17 protein-coding genes are annotated in these 18,015 nt (G+C 64.1%); 10 read left to right on the top strand and 7 right to left on the bottom strand.

The features are described from left to right. On the bottom strand, positions 1–551 hold a 551-nt coding region (locus HUK82_RS08310; protein ID WP_176613524.1), incomplete at its 3' end, for a histidinol dehydrogenase. 3 nt (positions 552–554) lie between these two features. After that, a complete protein-coding gene (gene hisG / locus HUK82_RS08305) occupies positions 555–1,256 on the bottom strand; it encodes an ATP phosphoribosyltransferase (RefSeq protein WP_176613523.1) in 702 nt (233 codons plus the stop codon). 178 nt (positions 1,257–1,434) lie between these two features. On the opposite strand from hisG, the gene HUK82_RS08300 reads away from it, so the two are divergent. Further along, positions 1,435–2,925 (top strand): amino acid permease, encoded by a 1,491-nt coding sequence (locus tag HUK82_RS08300; protein ID WP_176613522.1) that lies wholly within the window; start codon positions 1,435–1,437, stop codon positions 2,923–2,925. A 45-nt stretch (positions 2,926–2,970) separates the two neighbouring features. On the opposite strand, the gene HUK82_RS08295 is transcribed toward HUK82_RS08300, so the two are convergent. After that, positions 2,971–3,318, bottom strand: a complete 348-nt coding sequence (locus HUK82_RS08295; protein WP_176613521.1) for a YidB family protein — start codon at positions 3,316–3,318, stop codon at positions 2,971–2,973. A gap of 164 nt (positions 3,319–3,482) precedes the next feature. Between HUK82_RS08295 and HUK82_RS08290 the strand changes: the two genes are divergently transcribed. From HUK82_RS08290 to HUK82_RS08250, 9 genes are all read left to right on the top strand, one after another. Continuing rightward, positions 3,483–4,898 (top strand): tetratricopeptide repeat protein, encoded by a 1,416-nt coding sequence (locus HUK82_RS08290; RefSeq protein WP_176613520.1) that lies wholly within the window; start codon positions 3,483–3,485, stop codon positions 4,896–4,898. 77 nt (positions 4,899–4,975) lie between these two features. Next, positions 4,976–6,469: a flagellin N-terminal helical domain-containing protein gene (locus HUK82_RS08285; RefSeq protein WP_176613519.1), complete on the top strand. Its 1,494-nt coding sequence runs from the start codon at positions 4,976–4,978 to the stop codon at positions 6,467–6,469. 93 nt (positions 6,470–6,562) lie between these two features. Further along, a complete protein-coding gene (locus HUK82_RS08280; RefSeq protein WP_176613518.1) occupies positions 6,563–6,898 on the top strand; it encodes a flagellar biosynthesis regulator FlaF in 336 nt (111 codons plus the stop codon). 142 nt (positions 6,899–7,040) lie between these two features. Continuing rightward, on the top strand, positions 7,041–7,730 hold the full coding sequence (locus HUK82_RS08275; RefSeq protein ID WP_176613517.1) for a GntR family transcriptional regulator: 690 nt from the start codon (positions 7,041–7,043) through the stop codon (positions 7,728–7,730). A gap of 2 nt (positions 7,731–7,732) precedes the next feature. Continuing rightward, positions 7,733–9,010: an NAD(P)/FAD-dependent oxidoreductase gene (locus HUK82_RS08270; RefSeq protein WP_176613516.1), complete on the top strand. Its 1,278-nt coding sequence runs from the start codon at positions 7,733–7,735 to the stop codon at positions 9,008–9,010. Positions 9,011–9,190: 180 nt separating this feature from the next. Beyond that, positions 9,191–11,614 carry a TonB-dependent receptor gene (locus HUK82_RS08265; protein WP_264802167.1) on the top strand — a complete coding sequence of 808 codons (2,424 nt, stop codon included), beginning with the start codon at positions 9,191–9,193 and terminating at the stop codon, positions 11,612–11,614. 7 nt (positions 11,615–11,621) lie between these two features. Beyond that, positions 11,622–12,890, top strand: a complete 1,269-nt coding sequence (locus HUK82_RS08260; protein WP_264802168.1) for an MFS transporter — start codon at positions 11,622–11,624, stop codon at positions 12,888–12,890. Between the two features lie 11 nt (positions 12,891–12,901). Beyond that, complete coding sequence (locus HUK82_RS08255) at positions 12,902–13,849, top strand: 2-hydroxyacid dehydrogenase (protein ID WP_176613514.1); 948 nt, start codon at positions 12,902–12,904, stop codon at positions 13,847–13,849. 26 nt (positions 13,850–13,875) lie between these two features. Further along, positions 13,876–15,201, top strand: coding sequence for an LLM class flavin-dependent oxidoreductase (locus HUK82_RS08250; RefSeq protein ID WP_176613513.1), 1,326 nt, complete (start codon positions 13,876–13,878; stop codon positions 15,199–15,201). 19 nt (positions 15,202–15,220) lie between these two features. Here the strand turns inward: HUK82_RS08250 and HUK82_RS08245 are convergent, their stop codons facing one another. The 4 genes from HUK82_RS08245 to HUK82_RS08230 all read right to left on the bottom strand — a co-directional run. Further along, on the bottom strand, positions 15,221–15,370 hold the full coding sequence (locus HUK82_RS08245; protein WP_176613512.1) for a DUF2474 domain-containing protein: 150 nt from the start codon (positions 15,368–15,370) through the stop codon (positions 15,221–15,223). Beyond that, positions 15,357–16,376 (bottom strand): cytochrome d ubiquinol oxidase subunit II, encoded by a 1,020-nt coding sequence (gene cydB, locus HUK82_RS08240; RefSeq protein WP_176613511.1) that lies wholly within the window; start codon positions 16,374–16,376, stop codon positions 15,357–15,359. The genes HUK82_RS08245 and cydB overlap by 14 nt, the downstream gene beginning before the upstream one ends. Positions 16,377–16,380: 4 nt before the next feature. Next, positions 16,381–17,811 carry a cytochrome ubiquinol oxidase subunit I gene (locus tag HUK82_RS08235; RefSeq protein ID WP_176613510.1) on the bottom strand — a complete coding sequence of 477 codons (1,431 nt, stop codon included), beginning with the start codon at positions 17,809–17,811 and terminating at the stop codon, positions 16,381–16,383. Between the two features lie 79 nt (positions 17,812–17,890). Then, the coding region (locus tag HUK82_RS08230; RefSeq protein ID WP_317134855.1) for an aminomethyltransferase beta-barrel domain-containing protein at positions 17,891–18,015 on the bottom strand (125 nt) is incomplete at its 5' end.

The following is an 18,015-nucleotide window of genomic DNA, read 5'->3' as shown; positions in this document are numbered from 1 at the left end:
TAGACCTCGTGCACGCCGGCGCGCCGGGCGGCGGCCATGACCAGCGGATTGAGCTGGCCGTGTGGGGTCGGCACGCACATCGCCAGCCGCGTGACGCCGGCCACGCGCGCCGGGATGGCGTTCATCAGCACGGAGGAGGGATAGGCCGCCTTGCCACCGGGAACATACAGCCCGGCCGCATCCAGAGGCGTCCAGCGCATGCCCAGCCGGATACCCTGCGGATCGGTGTAGGACAGGTCCCCGGGCATCTGCGCCCGATGAAATGACTCGATACGCGTGGCGGCCAGATCCAGTGCTTCCAGCAGCGACGGCTCAACGTCCCGGCAGGCGGCGTCGATCTCATCGTCGGTCACACGCAGGGTCGCGGGCGTGACGGCGGTATGGTCGAAACGGTTGGTCAGGTCGCACAACGCCACATCGCCCTCGGCACGGATGCGGGCCAGGATTTCGGCGACGGGACGCGCCACGCTGATATCCTCGGACGTGCGACCGTTGACCAGCGCACCGAACGCGCTGTCGAAATTGGCATCAGCGGTGGTCAGGCGGATCATGGGTCAGGATTGTCTTTCGGCCAGGGCGCGACGGAAGCGGGCGATCAGCGACCCGATCTCTTCGGGACGCGTTTTCAGGGCGGTGCGGTTGACGATCAGTCGGCTGGTCACGTTGGCGATCACCTCGACTTCTTCCAGCCCGTTGGCCCGCAGGGTCGAGCCGGTGTCGACCAGATCGACGATCAGGCTCGACAGGCCGAGGTTGGGTGCCAGCTCCATGGCGCCGTTGAGATGGACCACGTCGGCGTTGATCCCGCGCGCGGCGAAATGGCGCTGCGTGATGTTCGGATATTTGGTGGCGATCCGCAGTTGCGAACAGCGGGCGCTGTCGGTTAACGCGGCACTTCCGACTGGCTGCGCGATCGAAACGCGGCACCCGCCGATCCCGAGGTCGAGCGGGGCGTAGATCTCCGGATAGTCGAATTCCATCAGCACGTCGGCCCCGCAGACGCCGATATGCGCACCGCCGAACGCGACGAAAGTAGCGACATCGAACGAACGCACCCGCACGACATCCAGATTCGCGTCGCTGGTCGGAAAGCGCAGCCGGCGGCTGCCCTCCTCCAGGCAGTCGGACGCCGGCTCGATCGACGTGGCCTTCAGCACCGGTGCCAGTGCCTTGAGAATCCGCCCCTTCGGCAGCGCGAGCACGACCGGGCCTGTGGCGTCGGCCGTCTGGATCGGGGTGGGGTGCAGGGCAGACATCGGAACTCCGGCGGGTCTGTGAGGCGGACCTGATACCACAGCGGGGCCGCCCTCGAAAGCCGCTCACGCGGACGCGCTGTTGACGCGGGGGGGCGGAATGTGTCTTTCGGGAGTTTCTCCGAGACCGAACCGATCCGCGAAGGACATGATCGCCCATGCAGCAGCGCCAGGACGACCGATGACGCAGCCGACCGCAGACGGCTCGCCGCACACGCCCGACAGCGGCGATCAGGATTGGCTGGACGTTCACGAAGAGGGCTACCACAAGGGTCTGGGCAACCGTCAGATCCAGATGATCGCCATCGGGGGCGCGATCGGCACGGGCCTGTTTCTGGGCGCTGGATCGCGCCTGCAAAGCGGCGGACCCTCGCTGGCCATCGTCTACATGGTCTGCGGTGTGTTCGCGTTCCTGATCCTGCGCGCGCTGGGCGAACTGGTGATGTATCGCCCGACCTCGGGCAGTTTCGTCTCCTATGCCCAGGAGTTCCTGGGCCCCAAGGCGGCCTATGTCGCGGGCTGGATGTCGTTCGTGAACTGGGCGATGACTGGCATCGTCGATATCACCGCCGTCGCCCTCTACATGCATTTCTGGGGCACGTTCGCCGCCGTTCCGCAATGGGTCTTCGCGCTGGCCGCCCTGTGCATCGTGACCTCGATGAACATGATCGGCGTCAAGTGGTTCGGCGAGATGGAGTTCTGGTTCTCCTTGATCAAGGTCGTGGCGCTGTCGCTTTTCCTTGTCGTCGGCGCGGCCATTCTGGGGCTGCGCGTCCCGGTCGGCGGCCAGAGCACGGGCTGGCATCTGATCACCGACCACGGCGGATTCCTGCCGCACGGGCTGATCCCGGCACTCATCCTGACCCAGGGCGTCGTGTTCGCTTACTCGGGCATCGAACTGATCGGCACGGCGGCCGGTGAATGCCACGACGCGCGCGCGGTCCTGCCGCGTGCGATCAACAGCGTCATCTGGCGGATCGCGCTGTTTTATGTCGGTGCCGTTGTCCTGCTTGTCTGTCTGTTGCCGTGGTCGGCCTACCGTGCGGGTGTCAGCCCGTTCGTGACGTTCTTCCGCGCGCTGGGCGTGCCGGGGATCGACACGGTGATGAACATCGTGGTGCTGACGGCGGCCCTCTCGAGCCTGAATTCCGGACTGTACGCGACCGGCCGCGTCCTGCGGGCGCTGTCGATGGGAGGCTCGGCCCCACGCTTCCTGTCGCGCATGAACCGCCACCAGGTGCCCTATGCCGGTATCCTGCTGACAGTGGGCATCTATCTGGTCGGCGTTGTCCTCAACTATATCGTGCCGTCGCAGATTTTCGAGATCGTGCTGAATGTCTCGGCGGTGGGCATCATCGCGACGTGGGCGTTCATTCTGGCGTCGCAGCTGGTGCTGCGTCGGTCGATCCGTCGGGGCGAGCGTCCCGCCACGGCGTTCCCGATGCCGGGCGCCCCGTTCACCACATGGCTGACACTCGGCTTTCTGGCCGCGGTCGTGGTCCTGATGGCCCTCGACTACCCCAGCGGCACTTACACAGTCGCCGCGATTCCCTTTCTGGCGCTGGCTCTGGCGATCGGCTGGCGCTTTGTGCGGCACCACCACCAGGTGCTGATGCCCCAGACAGTGCCGTCGGTCGTCCTCACACGTTCGATCCTGGAAAACCAGGACTGAGAGAGGGCCGGGGGCTTGGTCGGGCCCCCGGTTCCTATTGGCAACTTAGGTGGGCGTGGTGCCGTCGGGCGTGTGATGGTCGACGGCCTGCGGCAGGAACTGCGCCAGCGCGGGCAGCAGCGTCTCCGCCGGAAGACCGGTCCGGTCGACCATCTGCTGGACCTGCTGATTGCCGAGGATCGAGCGGATCTGGTCCGGCGAGACCGGCAGGTTCTCGCCCGTCCCGATCCAGGAGCGCACCTTGTCGCCCAGTCCGCTGGACTCGGCCCTGGTCACCAGCGACTGGATATTGTCCGGCGTCAACAGGGTGGCCAGATGGCTGTTGATCTGCCCGGCCAGCGGGCTGTCTTCGCCCAGAACGCGGTTGACGAGGTTGCCGAGAAAGCCGCTCATGTCAGGATGCTCCATGCAGGAAAAAATCGGGTGAAGGGCACGCCGGACCAGACGCGAGCGTGACCCGTCGGCTCAGTGTGCCGCAGAACAACGTCATCGTCATCAGCGGCCCAAGCGCACGATAGTTTATCGAATGGTAAGGATTTGCGGCGATTTTCAGGCCCATGTCCGATGTCCTTTCCCCACCACCGGTTGATCCGGCCCTGCTGCTGGCTCGTGCGGAGGCCGTTGCCCTGCACCAGTCCGGCGATGTCCGGGCCGCGGCCCTTGCGTATGAAGGGCTGCTGGCGCGCTGGCCGGATGACGCCCCGACACTCAACAATTACGGCGCGCTGTGTCGCCGGGCCGGTGCGCTGGAGATCTCGCTCGCCTGTCTACGCCGGGCGCTGCAGGCCGACGATCGCGCGCCGGACAGCTGGTCGAATTTCGGCAATACGCTCGCCGAACTCGAACGATACGACGAAGCCGTCCAGGCCTACGTAGCCTGCCTCAAGCTTCGTCCCGATCACCGTGACGCCCTGTCCAATCTGGGTGTCGTGCTCGACCGATCCGGCCGTCATGCCGAGGCAATCTCGATCCTGGACTGCGCCCTGGCGCTGGATCCCGAGAACGCCAAATTCCACACCAACCGGGCCTTGGCCAACCTCGCGCTTGGGAATTACCGCGCGGGTTTCGACGAATATGAATGGCGGTGGCAGACACCGGAGATGCGGCGTCATGCCGTCGCCGGGCCGGTCTGGGACGGCGCGCCTTATCCGGGCAGACGGTTGCTCGTCTATACCGAGGGCGGGTTCGGGGATGTGTTGCAGTTCATCCGGTTCGTGCCGCTTGCCGCCGCACAGGGTGGGGAAGTGGTCGTCTGCGTGCCGACCGCGCTCGTGTCGCTTCTGTCGCGTGTGCCGGGGGTCACCGCCATTGCCGATACGCTCGACGCGCTGGGCGCTGTTGATATCGTCTGTCCGATCATGAGCCTCCCCCGTGCCCTCGGCCTGGATCTCAATGCGATCGCGCCCGGAACACCCTATCTCGAAGCCCTGCCCGGATGCATCGCGCACTGGCGCGCCCGCGTGGGGGCGCACGCGTCGAACCGGCTCAGGGTGGGTCTGGTCTGGAGCGGGGGTTCGCACCTCGACCACGACGAAGCAGCGATGATGAACCTGAAGCGCTCGCTGACGCTGTCGGACCTGTCGCCGCTGCTGGCTCTGGCGGGGGTGGATTTCCACAGTCTGCAGGTCGGAGCTCCCGCGTGTCAGGCGGCCGGCACATGCGTCATCGACCATGGCGCGGGTCTGACGTCGTTCGACGAAACAGCGGGCCTTGCCACGTGCATGGATCTGATCATCACGGTCGATACCTCGGTCGCGCATCTTGCCGGCGCGCTGGGACGGCCGGTGTGGGTCCTGTCGCGGTTCGATCAGTGCTGGCGCTGGCTGTCCGGACGCACGGATTCGCCGTGGTACGCCTCCCTGACCTTGTACCAGCAAAGCACGCCCGGCGACTGGAGCGCGCCCGTCTCCGCGATGGTGCGCGATCTGGGCGCCCTCGCGGCCGATGTTGCGATGTGCCCTGAAATATCCTGATGGCTTTAACTCGTGATTAAACTTTCGCGATCACCATGGGGTCACTGCCAAAATGGCAGGTTCCAGGAGAAAACCCGATGACCCTTTCGATCAACACCAATAACTCGGCCCTTGCCGCACTTCAGACCCTGAACGCGACGCAGTCGGAACTGACCCAGACCGAGAACCGCGTGTCCAGCGGCCTCGCCGTCGGCAGTGCCGCCGACAACCCTGCCGTATATGCGATCTCGCAGACGATGAATTCGCAGATTTCGGCCCTGTCCGGCGTCTCGAACGGACTGTCCTTCGCCGGTCAGGCGATCACGACCGGGATCAACCAGGCGTCGTCGATCAGCTCCGTCCTGTCGACGTTGAGTGCGACCATCACGCAGGCACAGACCAGCGGCTATAATCAGGATACGATGAACGCCTCGATCACGCAGGCGCTCAAGCAGATCGATGCCGCCGCCAGCAGCGCGACGTTCCAGACCGTGAACCTGCTCGCCGGGTCGACGGGCAATGGTGTTGATTACACGTCCGTCTCCACCGCGCAGGATATCAACGGCACGCTTTATACCCAGCAGGGCTACAATGCGACGTCGTCCGGTCTTGGCCTGACCGGTCTGAACGTCAATCAGGCGGGTGTGTCGGTGGCATTCGCCGACGCGACGAAGACGCTTGGCGCTGCTGCAGCTGGCGACACCATCACCGTGAACAACACGCAGTGGGGAAGTGGCGCCACGGCCACCGCCGGCGGTGGCACCGCGACCGATCCGGCAGTCCAGTATCAGTATGTCGCGGACAACTACACGTCCACCGGCAAGATGGCGGCAGCACAGGCGACATCGATCACCACCGCCGTGACCACCGCACTGGGCTCGAGCTATGCGGGTTCGGCGCTGACCGTTGCGGCCGATGGCACCATCACGGCGGCCACGGCAACCGACATCACCAACAAGCAGACGAGCTCCGACGGAACGACGACCTACTCCCTGACGGGCGGTGATACCATCACCGCGTCAAAGGATGCTTCGGGAAATTACTCTTTCACCGTATCGAGCGCCTTCGACACCAACGGAAATGCAACGCAGCAAACCGTGATCAAGGACGTCAATCTCGGAGCAACGACCGCGTCGGCGACCGACAAGGCGTCTGCCCTAATGGGTGCCATGTCGAACTCGGGTTTCTCTGTCACGCAGGATTCCGCCACCGGCGCCCTGACGATCGCGGGCAATAACATCGACACCAGCGCCACGTCGTCGGTGACGCTCTCATTGGCCGGGGCCTCGGCCAGCAGCGTGAGCGATATCAGCGGGTCGCAGGTGGCCCTGGCCGCCGTGCAGGCCGCCATCACCAAGATGAATTCGATCTCCAGCTCTCTTGGTGCGGGCAGCCAGCAGATTACCCAGCTTGCCAGCACGGTCAGCAGCCTGTCGTCGTCGCTGACAACCGGCGTGGGTGCGCTGACGGACGCGGATATGGCGGCTGAGAGCGCCAAGCTGACGTCGCTGCAGACGAAGCAGCAGTTGGCCATCCAGGCGTTGTCGATCGCCAACACCCAGTCTCAGTCGATCCTGAGCCTGTTTCGCTGACTGACGGAGGAGGGTTGGCCGTTCTGGTTCAGCTCTCCTCGCCGCCTGCCTTTCGCATATTCTCGACAACGAAACCGTCAACGGAACAGGGCCATGTCTTACGCAACCGCGCAGTACGGAAAATACGCCAGTGACGATCTTCCGTCTCGCGAGGTTGAGGCTATGGCGCTGGCCCGTGTGAACAGAATGCTGAAAGAAGAGGAATTCTCTCCCAATCGGCAAAAAGCGTTGAGCATGAATCAGCGTCTGTGGACGCTGCTGCTCCGGAGCATCGATAGCGTCAGTATGTCCGACACATTGCGCAGCGATCTCATGGCGGTCGGAAGTTGGGCGAGTCGCTATTCCCTCTCTGCGATGAACCGGAAGATTTCTCTCGCGCCGCTCATCGATGTAAACGCAAACATCATTGATGGGCTCCGTGGTCAGTAGGAGAGCCTTCTTTTCTACGGGTTCTGCAGTCTGGCGAACGCACATGGGCGAGGGGTGTTAATCCCTCGCCCATGTGCGTTTTGGCTTGACGGTCAATGGAAACGCGGTTTCAGTATACTGAAATGAATGATCGCACCGCCTGATGTCCGAGACCAAGTCTTCCCTTACGGGTGAAGAACTCTATGCGGCGCTGAGGCGCGACATGATCGACAGTCGTACGCCGGGCGGAACCGTTCTGCAGGAAGAGGATATTGCGCGTCGATATGGGGTCAGCCGTACGCCGGTGCGCGAAGCCCTCCAGAGACTTCACCAGGACAATCTGATTGGTCGGCGGGGGCGTTTCTACGTTGTCGCGTTGCCCAGTCACGACCGTATTCGTGATATTTACGAATTTCGCGAAGCGATCGAGGCCGCATCCGTTATGTTATGCTGCGATCGTGCAACGGATCTGGAAATCGAAACAATTGCCGCCCTCCTGCGGGAGCAGGAAAACGCGGCGGTCATACAGAATTTCTATGATTATGAGCGGCTGGATACGCTGTTCCATCTGGCAATTGCTGACGGCGCCCGCAATGAAGTGCTGCGCAGCCAGTTGGCTCTCAGTTATGACGAGCTCTGGTTTTCCAGGGTCGGCAACCTGATCTCGATCGTCAATTACTCCGTGGCGGCGACATTGGGCGGTCACCAGCGTATCGTCGACGCCCTTCGTCGACGCGAACGCGACGTTGCGCGTGCCGAAATGATCAGCCATCTGCGAAGCGCCATCGCCGTCAGCGAGCGGGCGCTTCCGCAGAAGCGGCGTAAAAACTCCTCCAAAATCGAACAGAGTTGAGCATGGTGACAGCCTCTGCCGGACGACCTGAGCGTTTCGATGTGATTATTGTGGGTGCGGGTCTGATCGGGCTGTGCACGGCGCTTGCCCTACGCCAACGCGGTGTGTCCGTTCTGGTGTGTGACAAAGGCGCCGTCGGCGCGGAACAGTCCAGCCGAAACTGGGGCTGGATACGCAGTCTGAACCGTACGCCCGCCGAAATCCCCCTCCTGATCGAAAGCCGGCGGCTCTGGCGGGAGTGGGCGCAACTTGGCGATTTCGGATACCGTCAGACCGGCCTGTTCTCCCTCTGTGACAATGAGGACGAGGTCGCAGCACACGAATCTTGGCTGCGCCGTGTCGCGTCCTTCGATCTTGATGCCCAGATGCTGGACGCCGACCAGATTGCACAGCATGTGCCGCAGGCCCGCAAGCGTTGGCTGGCGGGCGCCTATGCCCCCCTCGACGCCGTTGCAGAGCCGGATCGCGCGACCGGCTTCGTCGCCGATCGTGCGGTCGCGTCTGGCGCGGTCGTGCAGTCTGACATGGCCGTCCGGGAGCTTGATATCCAGGGTGGCCAGATCGCCGGCGTCGTGACGGAATGTGGCCGGGTCCGGGCCGATCATGTGGTCGTGGCCGCCGGCGCTTGGTCACGACTGTTGTGCAAAACTGCCAAAGTAACCCTGCCGCAACTCCAGGTCATCGCGTCGGTCCTGCGCACGGCCCGCCTGGATGGTGGCCCGACGCATGCTCTGGGTTGCCGCGATTTCTCGATGCGGCCCAGGCTCGATGGTGGCTTCACCGTGGCGCGACGCAATTCGTCCGTGACCCGCATCACGCCGGATACTCTTCGCTTTGTGCGCCTGTATATGAAGTCATTCTTGCAGAACCGAAAGCTGCTGACCGTGAAGCTGGGCCGCGATTTTTTGCGAACCCTTGAACGCGACAGAGAGTTCGGACCGGGCCGCGGCAACCGCTTCGACGACTATCGATCCGTCGAACCCGCACCGGATATGGGGACTCTGTCCGACGCCCTGTCCGCTCTGATGGTCGCCTTTCCCGCGTTCGCGACGGCGCACATTGCCCACGCCTGGGCCGGCGTTATCGACGTGATGCCCGACGCTCTGCCGGTCCTGTCGATGGTCGACGGCTGCCCCGGGTTGTCGCTTGCAACCGGGTTTTCCGCGCACGGCTTCGGTATCGCCCCTGCGTCCGGCGCATTGATGGCTGAACTTCTGCTCGACGGCCGGACCCGTTTCAACGACGGAGATTTCCGTCTGTCCCGGTTCGGAAACCTGTAAGCGTCATTTCAGCATACTGAAGACGTTTTTATATGAAAACGATATCGACAGTGACGCTTTGCCTGCGGTATGTTCGGTATACTAGGGTGGCATGAATGACCGGTGCCCAGGGCATGATACGCCTGTCAGGCATACGCAAAGGCCGCCGCCCTCCTGACCGTCGCCTTACAGGAGAGACCCGTGCCCCGTTTGTCCGCCACGACCCTCGCCTTTCTTTGCGGAACCTCGGCTCTGTCCATGGTGCACGGCGCCGTTGCGCAAACGGCGGCGGTGCAGGCGAAACGGACCCAACGCCCCGCTGCCGTCCACGCGAAGACTGCCGAGGCCGCCCCGGCGCGCGGCGGTGATCCGGAGCCCTTGACGGTGCTGCAACAGCAACCCGAGGAGGTGACCGTCAGCGCCGCCTCCACGCCCAACGGCGTGACCGGACGCACGCCTGGTGGTGGTCTGATGCCGCATCAGACGGTTCCGTACTCCAAAAGCGGTGTAACGCGAGATTACATAGCCACACAGGCGCCCACGACGAACGCGCTGAACCTTCTGCGCAATACGCCGGGCATCGTCGTTGCGTCGGCCGATCCGACCGGGGCCACCGACCGGATGACGGTGTCGATTCGTGGCATGAACCAGAATGAGCTCGGTTACGAATTCGAAGGCATGAATCCTTCTGATGTTCTCTACTACAATCCGACCACGTCCGGTTGGGCGGACACGGAGAATATCGGTGCGATCACCGTCACGCCCGGCTCTCCGGACCTTCTGGCGCCGACCTACAGCGCGGTCGGCGGTCTGATCAACGCGACCGTGCGTGAGCCGTCACGCAAGCGCGGCGGCCTGCTTGATCTGACCTACGGCGGAAACAATCTCCAGCGCGAATTTGCGCGCTTCGATACCGGCGAGCTCGGACGGTCGGGCATTCATTCCTTTGTGTCGTTCTCCAACACGACGGCGTCGAACTGGCGCGGTCCTGGTGGGTTGAACCGGTGGCATGTGGATTTCAAGGCAACGAAGGAGTGGGGTGATGGGAACTTCGTGAAAGCCTTCATGTCATACAACGATGTGACCGAGGACCTTTACACCTATCCGACCCTGTCGCAGTGGCGGGCAAGTGGCTATCGCTACAATTACAGTTCGACATTCAACGGATCGAACACCAACTATTACAAGTTCCATCAATATGAGTGGAAGCACGCGCGCGCCAGCGTCCAGACGAAGTTTACGCTGGCGCCCGGTCTGACGCTCAGCGCGACGCCCTATATCTTCGATGTCGACGGTGTGTTGAACGGCGCCACGACGTTGAGTCGCGATGGCAGCTATCTTGGGTCGCAGCCGGCCGGGGCGTTGCAGTTTCCGGCGGGGACCGCGTCGTCGTCGATCGCACAGTCGAACGACACGTTCACGGAATCGACCTTCGGTCTGAACAGCATGCTGGACTGGAACCGTGGCCATAACGACCTCGCGTTCGGATACTGGTACTCGTATGTGAGTTACACGGAAAATCCGTCCTATTCCATTCCGAACGCCGCGGGTATCGTCGCGAACAAGTGGGGTCAGTATCCGCTTCTTACTGCAAACGGATCACCGCTGTACCAATGGGATGCACATCTGGTGCAGCAGAGCAACGCGCTGACCTTGATGGATCGCTATGCCGCTTTGGACAACAAGCTGATCCTGACGGCAGGGGTGAAGGTGGTGATGCTGACGCGTTCGGCCACGAACCTGATGCCCGGTGCGACCTACCGCACCGGATTCAGTGATGTGCAGCCCTTGCCACGTGTTGCCCTGAGCTACCAGATCACGCCCCATGACCAGATCTACGTCAACGGGACAACGGCTTTTCGCGAGGCAGCGGCGATCACGCCGTCGATCGACATGTTCAGTGTTGCGACCGGAAAGATGACGAGCGCCCATACCTCTGGCGCGATCAAGCCGGAGTTTTCGATCGCCGAGGAAATCGGCTATCGCCACTATGGTGACATCAATCTGGCGCTCGCGTTCTTCAACTATAATTTTACCAACCGTCAGGTGACCAGCAGCGCGTTGGTCAACGGGACGACGGTGACGTCGTCGATCAATGCCGGTGGCCAGACCTCGCGTGGTGTCACGATTGAGCTGAGCACGCGCCGCTGGCACCATTTCGCGCCGTATTTCTCCGGGCAGTATCTGCATGCGAGGATCGATAACAATATCGCCGCCGGCAGCGATTATCTGCGCACCACCGGAAAGACCGCCGTGCTGAGCCCGACCTGGTCGGGGTCGATCGGACTGTCGTATGACGACGGGTCGTGGTTCGGAAACTTCTCGTTCAACTATGTCGATTCGCAGTACACGACCTTCATGAACGACCAGAGCATGCCGGCCTACAAGACCGCCAATGTCGGGGTGGGTTATCGCTTCCACGACGTGATGTTCTTCCGTCGTCCGCAGATCCAGCTCAACCTGATCAATATCGGTGACGCGCATTATCTGTCGGGCGCGTGGGGCGTGACCTCAAACGCCAAGACCGTGACAGGGGTGTATGGAACCTCCATTGCCGGCAGCCAGCCGACCTATCTGGTGGGTGGCAACTTTACGGGCACGGTCAGCCTGACAACAGGGTTCTGAGGTGGGGGTGGCGGGAGTTCCTGTCTCGTCTGCGCGGGCGCGCGCCGATCGCGTGGCCCTTCTGGCCACCACGTTGGGCGGTGCGCTCGAATGGTATGACCTGATCCTGTACGGTCTGTTCGCCGGAACGCTGGCGACCCTGTTCTTTCCGACGCAGCACGGCGCGACCGGGCTGCTTCTGAGCCTCGGCAGTTTTGGCGTGGCGTTCGTCGTGCGGCCCCTCGGGGCGGCGTGGCTGGGTGCGTATGCCGATCGCCATGGGCGGCGTCGTGCCCTGGTCCTGTCGTCGGCGTTGATGACCGTCGGGACGGCGATGCTGGCCGGGGTGCCGACGTTTGCGACCATCGGTGTCTGGGCGCCGGTACTGGTCGTTGCCTCTCGGCTGACGCAGGGCTTTGCCGCGGGGGGTGAGTTCGGCAGCGCGGCTTCCATGTTGGCGGAACGTCATCCCGAGAGGCGCGGGTTCTACTCCGCCTTCCAATGGTCGGCCTCCGGTTTGTCGGTGACGCTGGCCGCCCTGTTTTCATGGCTTCTGCATCTTGTATTGTCCGATGCCACGATCCTGTCTGGTGCCTGGCGCATTCCCTTTGCGTTTGGTGCGATCGCCGGGCCGGCCATCACATGGTTGCGGCTACGATCCGATGAGTCGCCCGAGTTCGAAGCTGCACACGACAAGGCACCGCTGCGTGAAATTCTCGCGACGGGCAAACTGCGTCTGGCAACGGCCATCGGCCTTGTGAGCCTGGGCGGGGCCGCGAGTTATCTCAACGTCTACATGCCGACCTATGCCCGTGGCGCGCTGCATCTGGGGCAGGCATCGTCGGTGGCCGGCACGCTTGTGTCCGGGGTTCTGATGATCCTGCTTCCGCCCTGGTTCGCGGCTCTGGGTGATCGTTATGGGCGGCCGCGTGTCATGGCCGTGGCCGCACTGGTCAGCGGCGTGATCGTGTGGCCGTTGTTTCACGTTCTGGTCACCGCGCCCTCCGTCCTGCGGCTGGTGCTCGTGCAGGCTACTCTCGTCCTGTCGGTGTATTGCGGCTATTACGCGAGTCTGGCGGCGTTGTTCGCCGATCTGTTTCCGGCGCGCAATCGCGCGAGTGCGATTGCGCTGAGCTACGCGCTGGGGCAACTCGCGTTTGGTGGTTTCACCCCGATGATCCTATCGTCGCTGGTCGGGTATTTTCATGACCCGGCCGTACCCGCTTTTTACCTGATCGGCATGGCGATGCTGAGCCTGCTGTGTCTGTGGCGCGTGCGGCTACACTTCCAGACGTGAGATCCTCTGCCATGTCCTGTCTTGTTGTGAAATCGGGAGGCCGACGCGGCTTTGCCGATGTCAGTGCCGAACTCTCGCGGGTCCGTCCCGATCTGGAGGTCGTGGCCTGGGATGACGCAGCCCTCGATCCCGCGCGGGTCGACTATGCATTCGTCTGGTCGCCCGAACCGGGCGGCCTCGCCAGGTTCAGCAACCTGAAGGTCATCTTCAGCAGTGCGGCCGGCGTCGACCATATCACGCGCGACCCGGACTGGCCGCGCCATGTCCCGATCGTGCGTATGGGGGCTGCGGACACGGCACGGCAAATGTGCGACTTCGTGCTCTGGGCCGCGCTGTCGCTTCTGCGCGACGCGCGTCGCTATGCCGTGCAGCAGTCCGAAGCGCGCTGGAATCGCCCCGGCGACCCGGCCCGCATGGCCCATGAAACACGCGTTGGAATCATGGGTCTCGGCAATCTCGGCGCGGACGTCAGTCGTCATCTGGCGCATGCGGGTTTTGCCGTGAGCGGATGGTCGCGGACGGCAAAACAGATCGACGGGGTGACGTGCCATGCCGGCCCGGAGGGGCTGGAGCAGTTTCTTCCCACGTGCGACATCCTCGTGTGTCTGCTGCCCGACACCGAGCACACACGGGGTCTGATCGACGGCGCATTGCTGCGCCGGCTGCGCGCTCCGGCGGGCTTCATCAATGTCGGACGCGGACCGCAGGTCGTGGAAGCCGATCTTTTGGCGGCGCTGGACGACGGTACGATTGGTGGTGCGGTGCTCGACGTATTCTGCGAAGAGCCGCTGCCGTCGAACTCGCCGTTCTGGTCGCATCCGAAGGTGATGGTGACGCCGCACATTGCGTCCGAGGCCTCGTTCACGGCCCGTGCGGCCTATGTCGGCGCCCTGATCGACCGCTTCGAAGCAGGCGATACAGACCTGCCGCTGCGCTACGACGCTGATGCGGGCTACTGATTTTTAAAAATACGGAAGGACCTGAGATGTCTGCTGCCCCGCGCATGGTGCTCGGATTGTCGATGCGCTACCTGGGTTATCATGCCGGTGCGTGGCGCCATCCCGACGCCAATCCCGCCGGGACAGCGGATTTCGACCATTTCAGCAGACTGGCGATCGAGGCTGAGGACGCCGGGATCGATCTGCTGTTTCTGGCCGACGGCGTGGCGGTGCGCGTCAACGATACGCCTGCGGGCGCATTTGCGCAGTCTTCGCAGGTCGCGGACCTCGAGCCCCTGACCCTGCTGTCAGGGTTGGCTGCGGTGACCTCCCGCGTTGGACTGATCGCCACCGCGTCGACCACGTATAACGAGCCCTATCACGTCGCGCGCACATACGCCTCGCTCGACCGGATCAGCAACGGGCGGGCCGGATGGAATGTCGTAACGTCGTGGTCGGACGCGGAGGCACGCAACTTCGGGCGCGAGCACACACTCGACTACGAAACCCGCTATGAGCGGGCGCAGGAGTTCGTCGACGTCGTCAGGGGCTTGTGGCGATCGTGGGAGCCGGGGGCTCTGGTCCACGACAAGTCGGCGGGACGTTTCCTGGACCCGGCCCGTCTGCACGCGCTCAATCACGTCGGGCCACATTTCACGGTGCGGGGTCCGCTGAGTGTCCCGCCAAGCCCGCAGGGGCGACCGGTGATCGTGCAGGCCGGGGCGTCGCCGGCCGGGATCGAACTGGCCGCCCGGCACGCGGATGTCATCTACACGGTGCCACAGGATCTCGATGCCGCCATCGCGTATCGCGCGGCGCTGGACGCGAAGCTGCGGGAGGTGGGACGCGACCCCGCCTCGGTCCGCGTCTTGCCGGGCATCGTGCCCTTTACGGCCGACACGGATGCACTGGCACGCGCCCATTACGATGAACTCAATGCGCTGGTGCCGACCGAGCTTGGCTTGTCGTACCTGCGGGCGCAGCTTGGCGATCTGTCAGGGTGTGAGCTCGACGGGCCCGTGCCGGAGCCGACCGACCCCGCCGTGCGCAGCATCGCGCGAAACCTGATCGACATGGCCCGGCGTGACGGGCTGACGTTGCGGCAGTTGTCGCAGGTCGTGGCCGCGGGGTTCGGCGCGCGCGTCCTGGTCGGCTCGGGTCGCGCGATCGCCGACGATCTGCAACGCTGGATGGAGTCGGGTGCGATTGACGGCTTCAATCTGTGCCTGCCGCTGTTGCCCGACAGCCTGACGCGCTTTGCGACCCACGTCCTGCCGGAGCTACGCGCGCGCGGCCTGTTCCGGCCGATCACCGAACCCGTGACCCTGCGTGAGCGTCTGGGTCTGCCCGCACTGGCGTATGGACAGCGGTAAGGCGACCTCCGGGCGCGGTCTAGTGCGGGACGAACAGGCGCAGCACGGTTGCGAACGCGATGAACGCCGCCGTGCTGAGCGCCCAGATCAGCGCGAACCAGCCCAGCCTTCGCAGCCGGCTTTTCGGCGCGCCTTCGCCCTGGCCCGAGACGAACTCAATGATAGGCATCGGCCGCCGTTACCTTGCCCCTGAACACGCGATAGGAATACACCGTGTAGGTCAGGATGATCGGCAGCAGGATGGCCGTGCCGACCAGCTGGAACAGCTGGCTGCTGGGCGGTGACGACACGTCCCACAGTGTCAGGGTCGGCGGCACGGCATAGGGCCAGATGGTGATACCCAGACCGGTCAGCGACAGCACGAACCAGCCCAGCGCGCACAGGAACGGCGTCAGCGCATGCTGGCGGCGCAGCCCCTGGTGGAACAGCACACCCAGCACGACGACCAGCACCGGGACGGGTGCCACAAAGACGATGTTCGGCCACAGCGTCCACCGCCGCAGATAGGGCGCGTGCAGCGCGGGCGTCCACAGGCTGACCGCCACGATCGCCACGAACAGCCCGATGGCCAGGCGGGCCGCGATCCGGCGGCAGCGGGCTTCGAGGACGTCGTCCGTGCGCCACACCAGCCAGCATGCCCCCAGCAGCGCATAACCGCACATCACCGATACGCCGCACAGCACCGAAAATGGCGTCAGCCAGTCGAGGGGGCCGCCCGCGAAGGCGCCGTCGGTCGTGGCCACACCCTGGATTACGCCGGCCAGGATCGCACCCTGACAGAAGGCCGCGACGCCGGAGCCGACCATGAAGGCCACGTCCCACAGGCCCGCGCGGGGCGACGGCCGTGTCAGCACGCGGAATTCGAAAGCCACGCCACGAAAGATCAGGGCCAGCAGCATCAGCACGAGTGGCAGATACAGTGCGGGCAGCAGCGTCGCGTAGGCCCCGGGATAGACGCCGTAGAGCACGGCACCGCCCAGCACCATCCACGTCTCGTTCCCGTCCCAAACGGGCGCTATGGTGTTGACCATCACGTCGCGCCGTCCGGTGTCGCGCTCGATCGCGAACAGCATGCCGATGCCCAGATCGAAGCCGTCCAGCACGACATAGATCATGATCGCGGCGGCGAGGATCACGCTCCAGATCACGGGGAGCCAGTAGGCAAGTCCGGTCATGGCATCAGGCTCCGTGGCCAGGGCGGTCGAGCACGGTATCGGGGTGCGCGCGGGCGCCGAGGATGTCCGCCACACCCCCTTCGCTAAGGTCATGTTCGTTGGCATGCGGCGCGTGGCCCAGCAGGCGCAGCGTGATCATCATCCCCGCGCCGAACACCAGCACATACACCACCACGAAAGCCGTCATCGACACCGCGACACTCGACAGGATCAGCGGCGAGACGCTCTCGGCGGTGCGGAGCTGGCCATAGACCGTCCAGGGCTGGCGTCCGACCTCGGTCGTCACCCAGCCGCACAGAAGCGCGAGAAAGCCCGCCGGCGACATCACCAGCGCGAGACGATGCAGAAGTGGCGTGTCATACAGCCGCCCGCGCCAGCGCAGGAAGGCCGACACGAAACCGGTCAGCGCCATCAGCATGCCCAGCGCGACCATGATCCGGAACGAGAAAAACACGACCGGGGAGGGTGCCCGCTGGTCACGCGGGAAATCCTTCAGCCCCGGCACGCGGCCGTCGAGGCTGTGGGTCAGGATCAGCGAGCCCACGAGGGGGATCGCGATCGCATAATCCGTATGCTCGGTCTTCATGTTGGGAATACCGAACAGAAGCTCTGGCGCGCGGCTTTCCGAGACCCAGTCGCCCTCCATCGCGGCGATCTTGGCCGGCTGGTATTTCAGGGTGTTGAGTCCGTGCGCGTCGCCTGCCAGGATCTGCAGCGGCGCCACGATCGTCGCCATCCACATGGCCATCGAGAACATCACGCGCACATGCTCGCTCGCCGCCTCGCCGCGCTTGCGCGCGCGCAGCATATGCAGGGCCGCTGTGCCCCCGACGACGAACGCCACCGACAGGAAAGCCGCCATGCCCATATGCACGAGGCGGTAGGGAAAGGAGGGGTTGAAGATGATTGCCAGCCAGTCCGCGGGCAGGAAGCGACCCGTCGCGGGATCGATCGTGTAGCCCGCCGGTGTCTGCATCCACGAATTCGACGCCAGGATCCACGTCATGGAGATCAGGGTGCCGACGGAGACGCAGCACGTCGCGGCGAAATGCAGCCCGCGCCCGACCCGGTTCATGCCGAACAGCATGACGCCAAGAAACCCGGCCTCCAGAAAGAAGGCCGTCATGACTTCATAGGACAGCAGCACGCCGGTGATCGGACCCGCCTTGCGTGAAAATACCGCCCAGTTGATGCCGAACTCATACGACATCACCAGTCCGGAGACGACGCCCATCGCAAAGACGACCGAGAAGACCTTCACCCAATAGCGATAAAGGTCGAGATACACCGCGCGACCGGTCTTCAGCCACGCGCCTTCCAGCACTGCCAGGTACGCGGCCAGCCCGATGGAGAAGGCGGGAAAGACGATATGCACGCCCACGGTGAAGGCGAACTGGAACCGCGCCAGCAACAACGCGGAGGCCATGGTGTCCATCGCCGGGTCTCTCCTTATGGAACGGGGCATGATGAAAACACGCGGCAGACGGCCGGGTTGCGCCGTCCGCGAAGTCTGGTCAGGCCTGAGGCCGGCGGATGAAACCGCCGCCCAGCACGCGTGAGCCATCATAGAGCACGCAGGCCTGCCCCGGTGCCGGCGTGGCGCCCTCGTCCAGCTCGACGATCGCCCCGCGCTCGCCCT

The sequence above is a fragment of the Ameyamaea chiangmaiensis genome (genome assembly GCF_013376175.1).
GTDB classification, from domain to species: domain Bacteria; phylum Pseudomonadota; class Alphaproteobacteria; order Acetobacterales; family Acetobacteraceae; genus Ameyamaea; species Ameyamaea chiangmaiensis.
This window is presented reverse-complemented; position numbering and strand designations above follow the sequence as displayed.

Excerpts from the sequence above, each read along its gene's own strand:
- HUK82_RS08295 (WP_176613521.1), bottom strand. The coding sequence starts at position 3,318 with ATGAGCGGCTTTCTCGGCAACCTCGTCAACCGCGTTCTGGGCGAAGAC.
- cydB (WP_176613511.1), bottom strand. The coding sequence starts at position 16,376 with ATGACCGGACTTGCCTACTGGCTCCCCGTGATCTGGAGCGTGATCCTC.
- HUK82_RS08275 (WP_176613517.1), top strand. The coding sequence starts at position 7,041 with ATGTCCGAGACCAAGTCTTCCCTTACGGGTGAAGAACTCTATGCGGCG.
- HUK82_RS08255 (WP_176613514.1), top strand. The coding sequence starts at position 12,902 with ATGTCCTGTCTTGTTGTGAAATCGGGAGGCCGACGCGGCTTTGCCGAT.
- HUK82_RS08285 (WP_176613519.1), top strand. The coding sequence starts at position 4,976 with ATGACCCTTTCGATCAACACCAATAACTCGGCCCTTGCCGCACTTCAG.
- HUK82_RS08245 (WP_176613512.1), bottom strand. The coding sequence starts at position 15,370 with ATGCCTATCATTGAGTTCGTCTCGGGCCAGGGCGAAGGCGCGCCGAAA.
- HUK82_RS08280 (WP_176613518.1), top strand. The coding sequence starts at position 6,563 with ATGTCTTACGCAACCGCGCAGTACGGAAAATACGCCAGTGACGATCTT.
- HUK82_RS08250 (WP_176613513.1), top strand. The coding sequence starts at position 13,876 with ATGTCTGCTGCCCCGCGCATGGTGCTCGGATTGTCGATGCGCTACCTG.
- HUK82_RS08290 (WP_176613520.1), top strand. The coding sequence starts at position 3,483 with ATGTCCGATGTCCTTTCCCCACCACCGGTTGATCCGGCCCTGCTGCTG.
- hisG (WP_176613523.1), bottom strand. The coding sequence starts at position 1,256 with ATGTCTGCCCTGCACCCCACCCCGATCCAGACGGCCGACGCCACAGGC.
- HUK82_RS08235 (WP_176613510.1), bottom strand. The coding sequence starts at position 17,811 with ATGGACACCATGGCCTCCGCGTTGTTGCTGGCGCGGTTCCAGTTCGCC.
- HUK82_RS08300 (WP_176613522.1), top strand. The coding sequence starts at position 1,435 with ATGACGCAGCCGACCGCAGACGGCTCGCCGCACACGCCCGACAGCGGC.
- HUK82_RS08270 (WP_176613516.1), top strand. The coding sequence starts at position 7,733 with ATGGTGACAGCCTCTGCCGGACGACCTGAGCGTTTCGATGTGATTATT.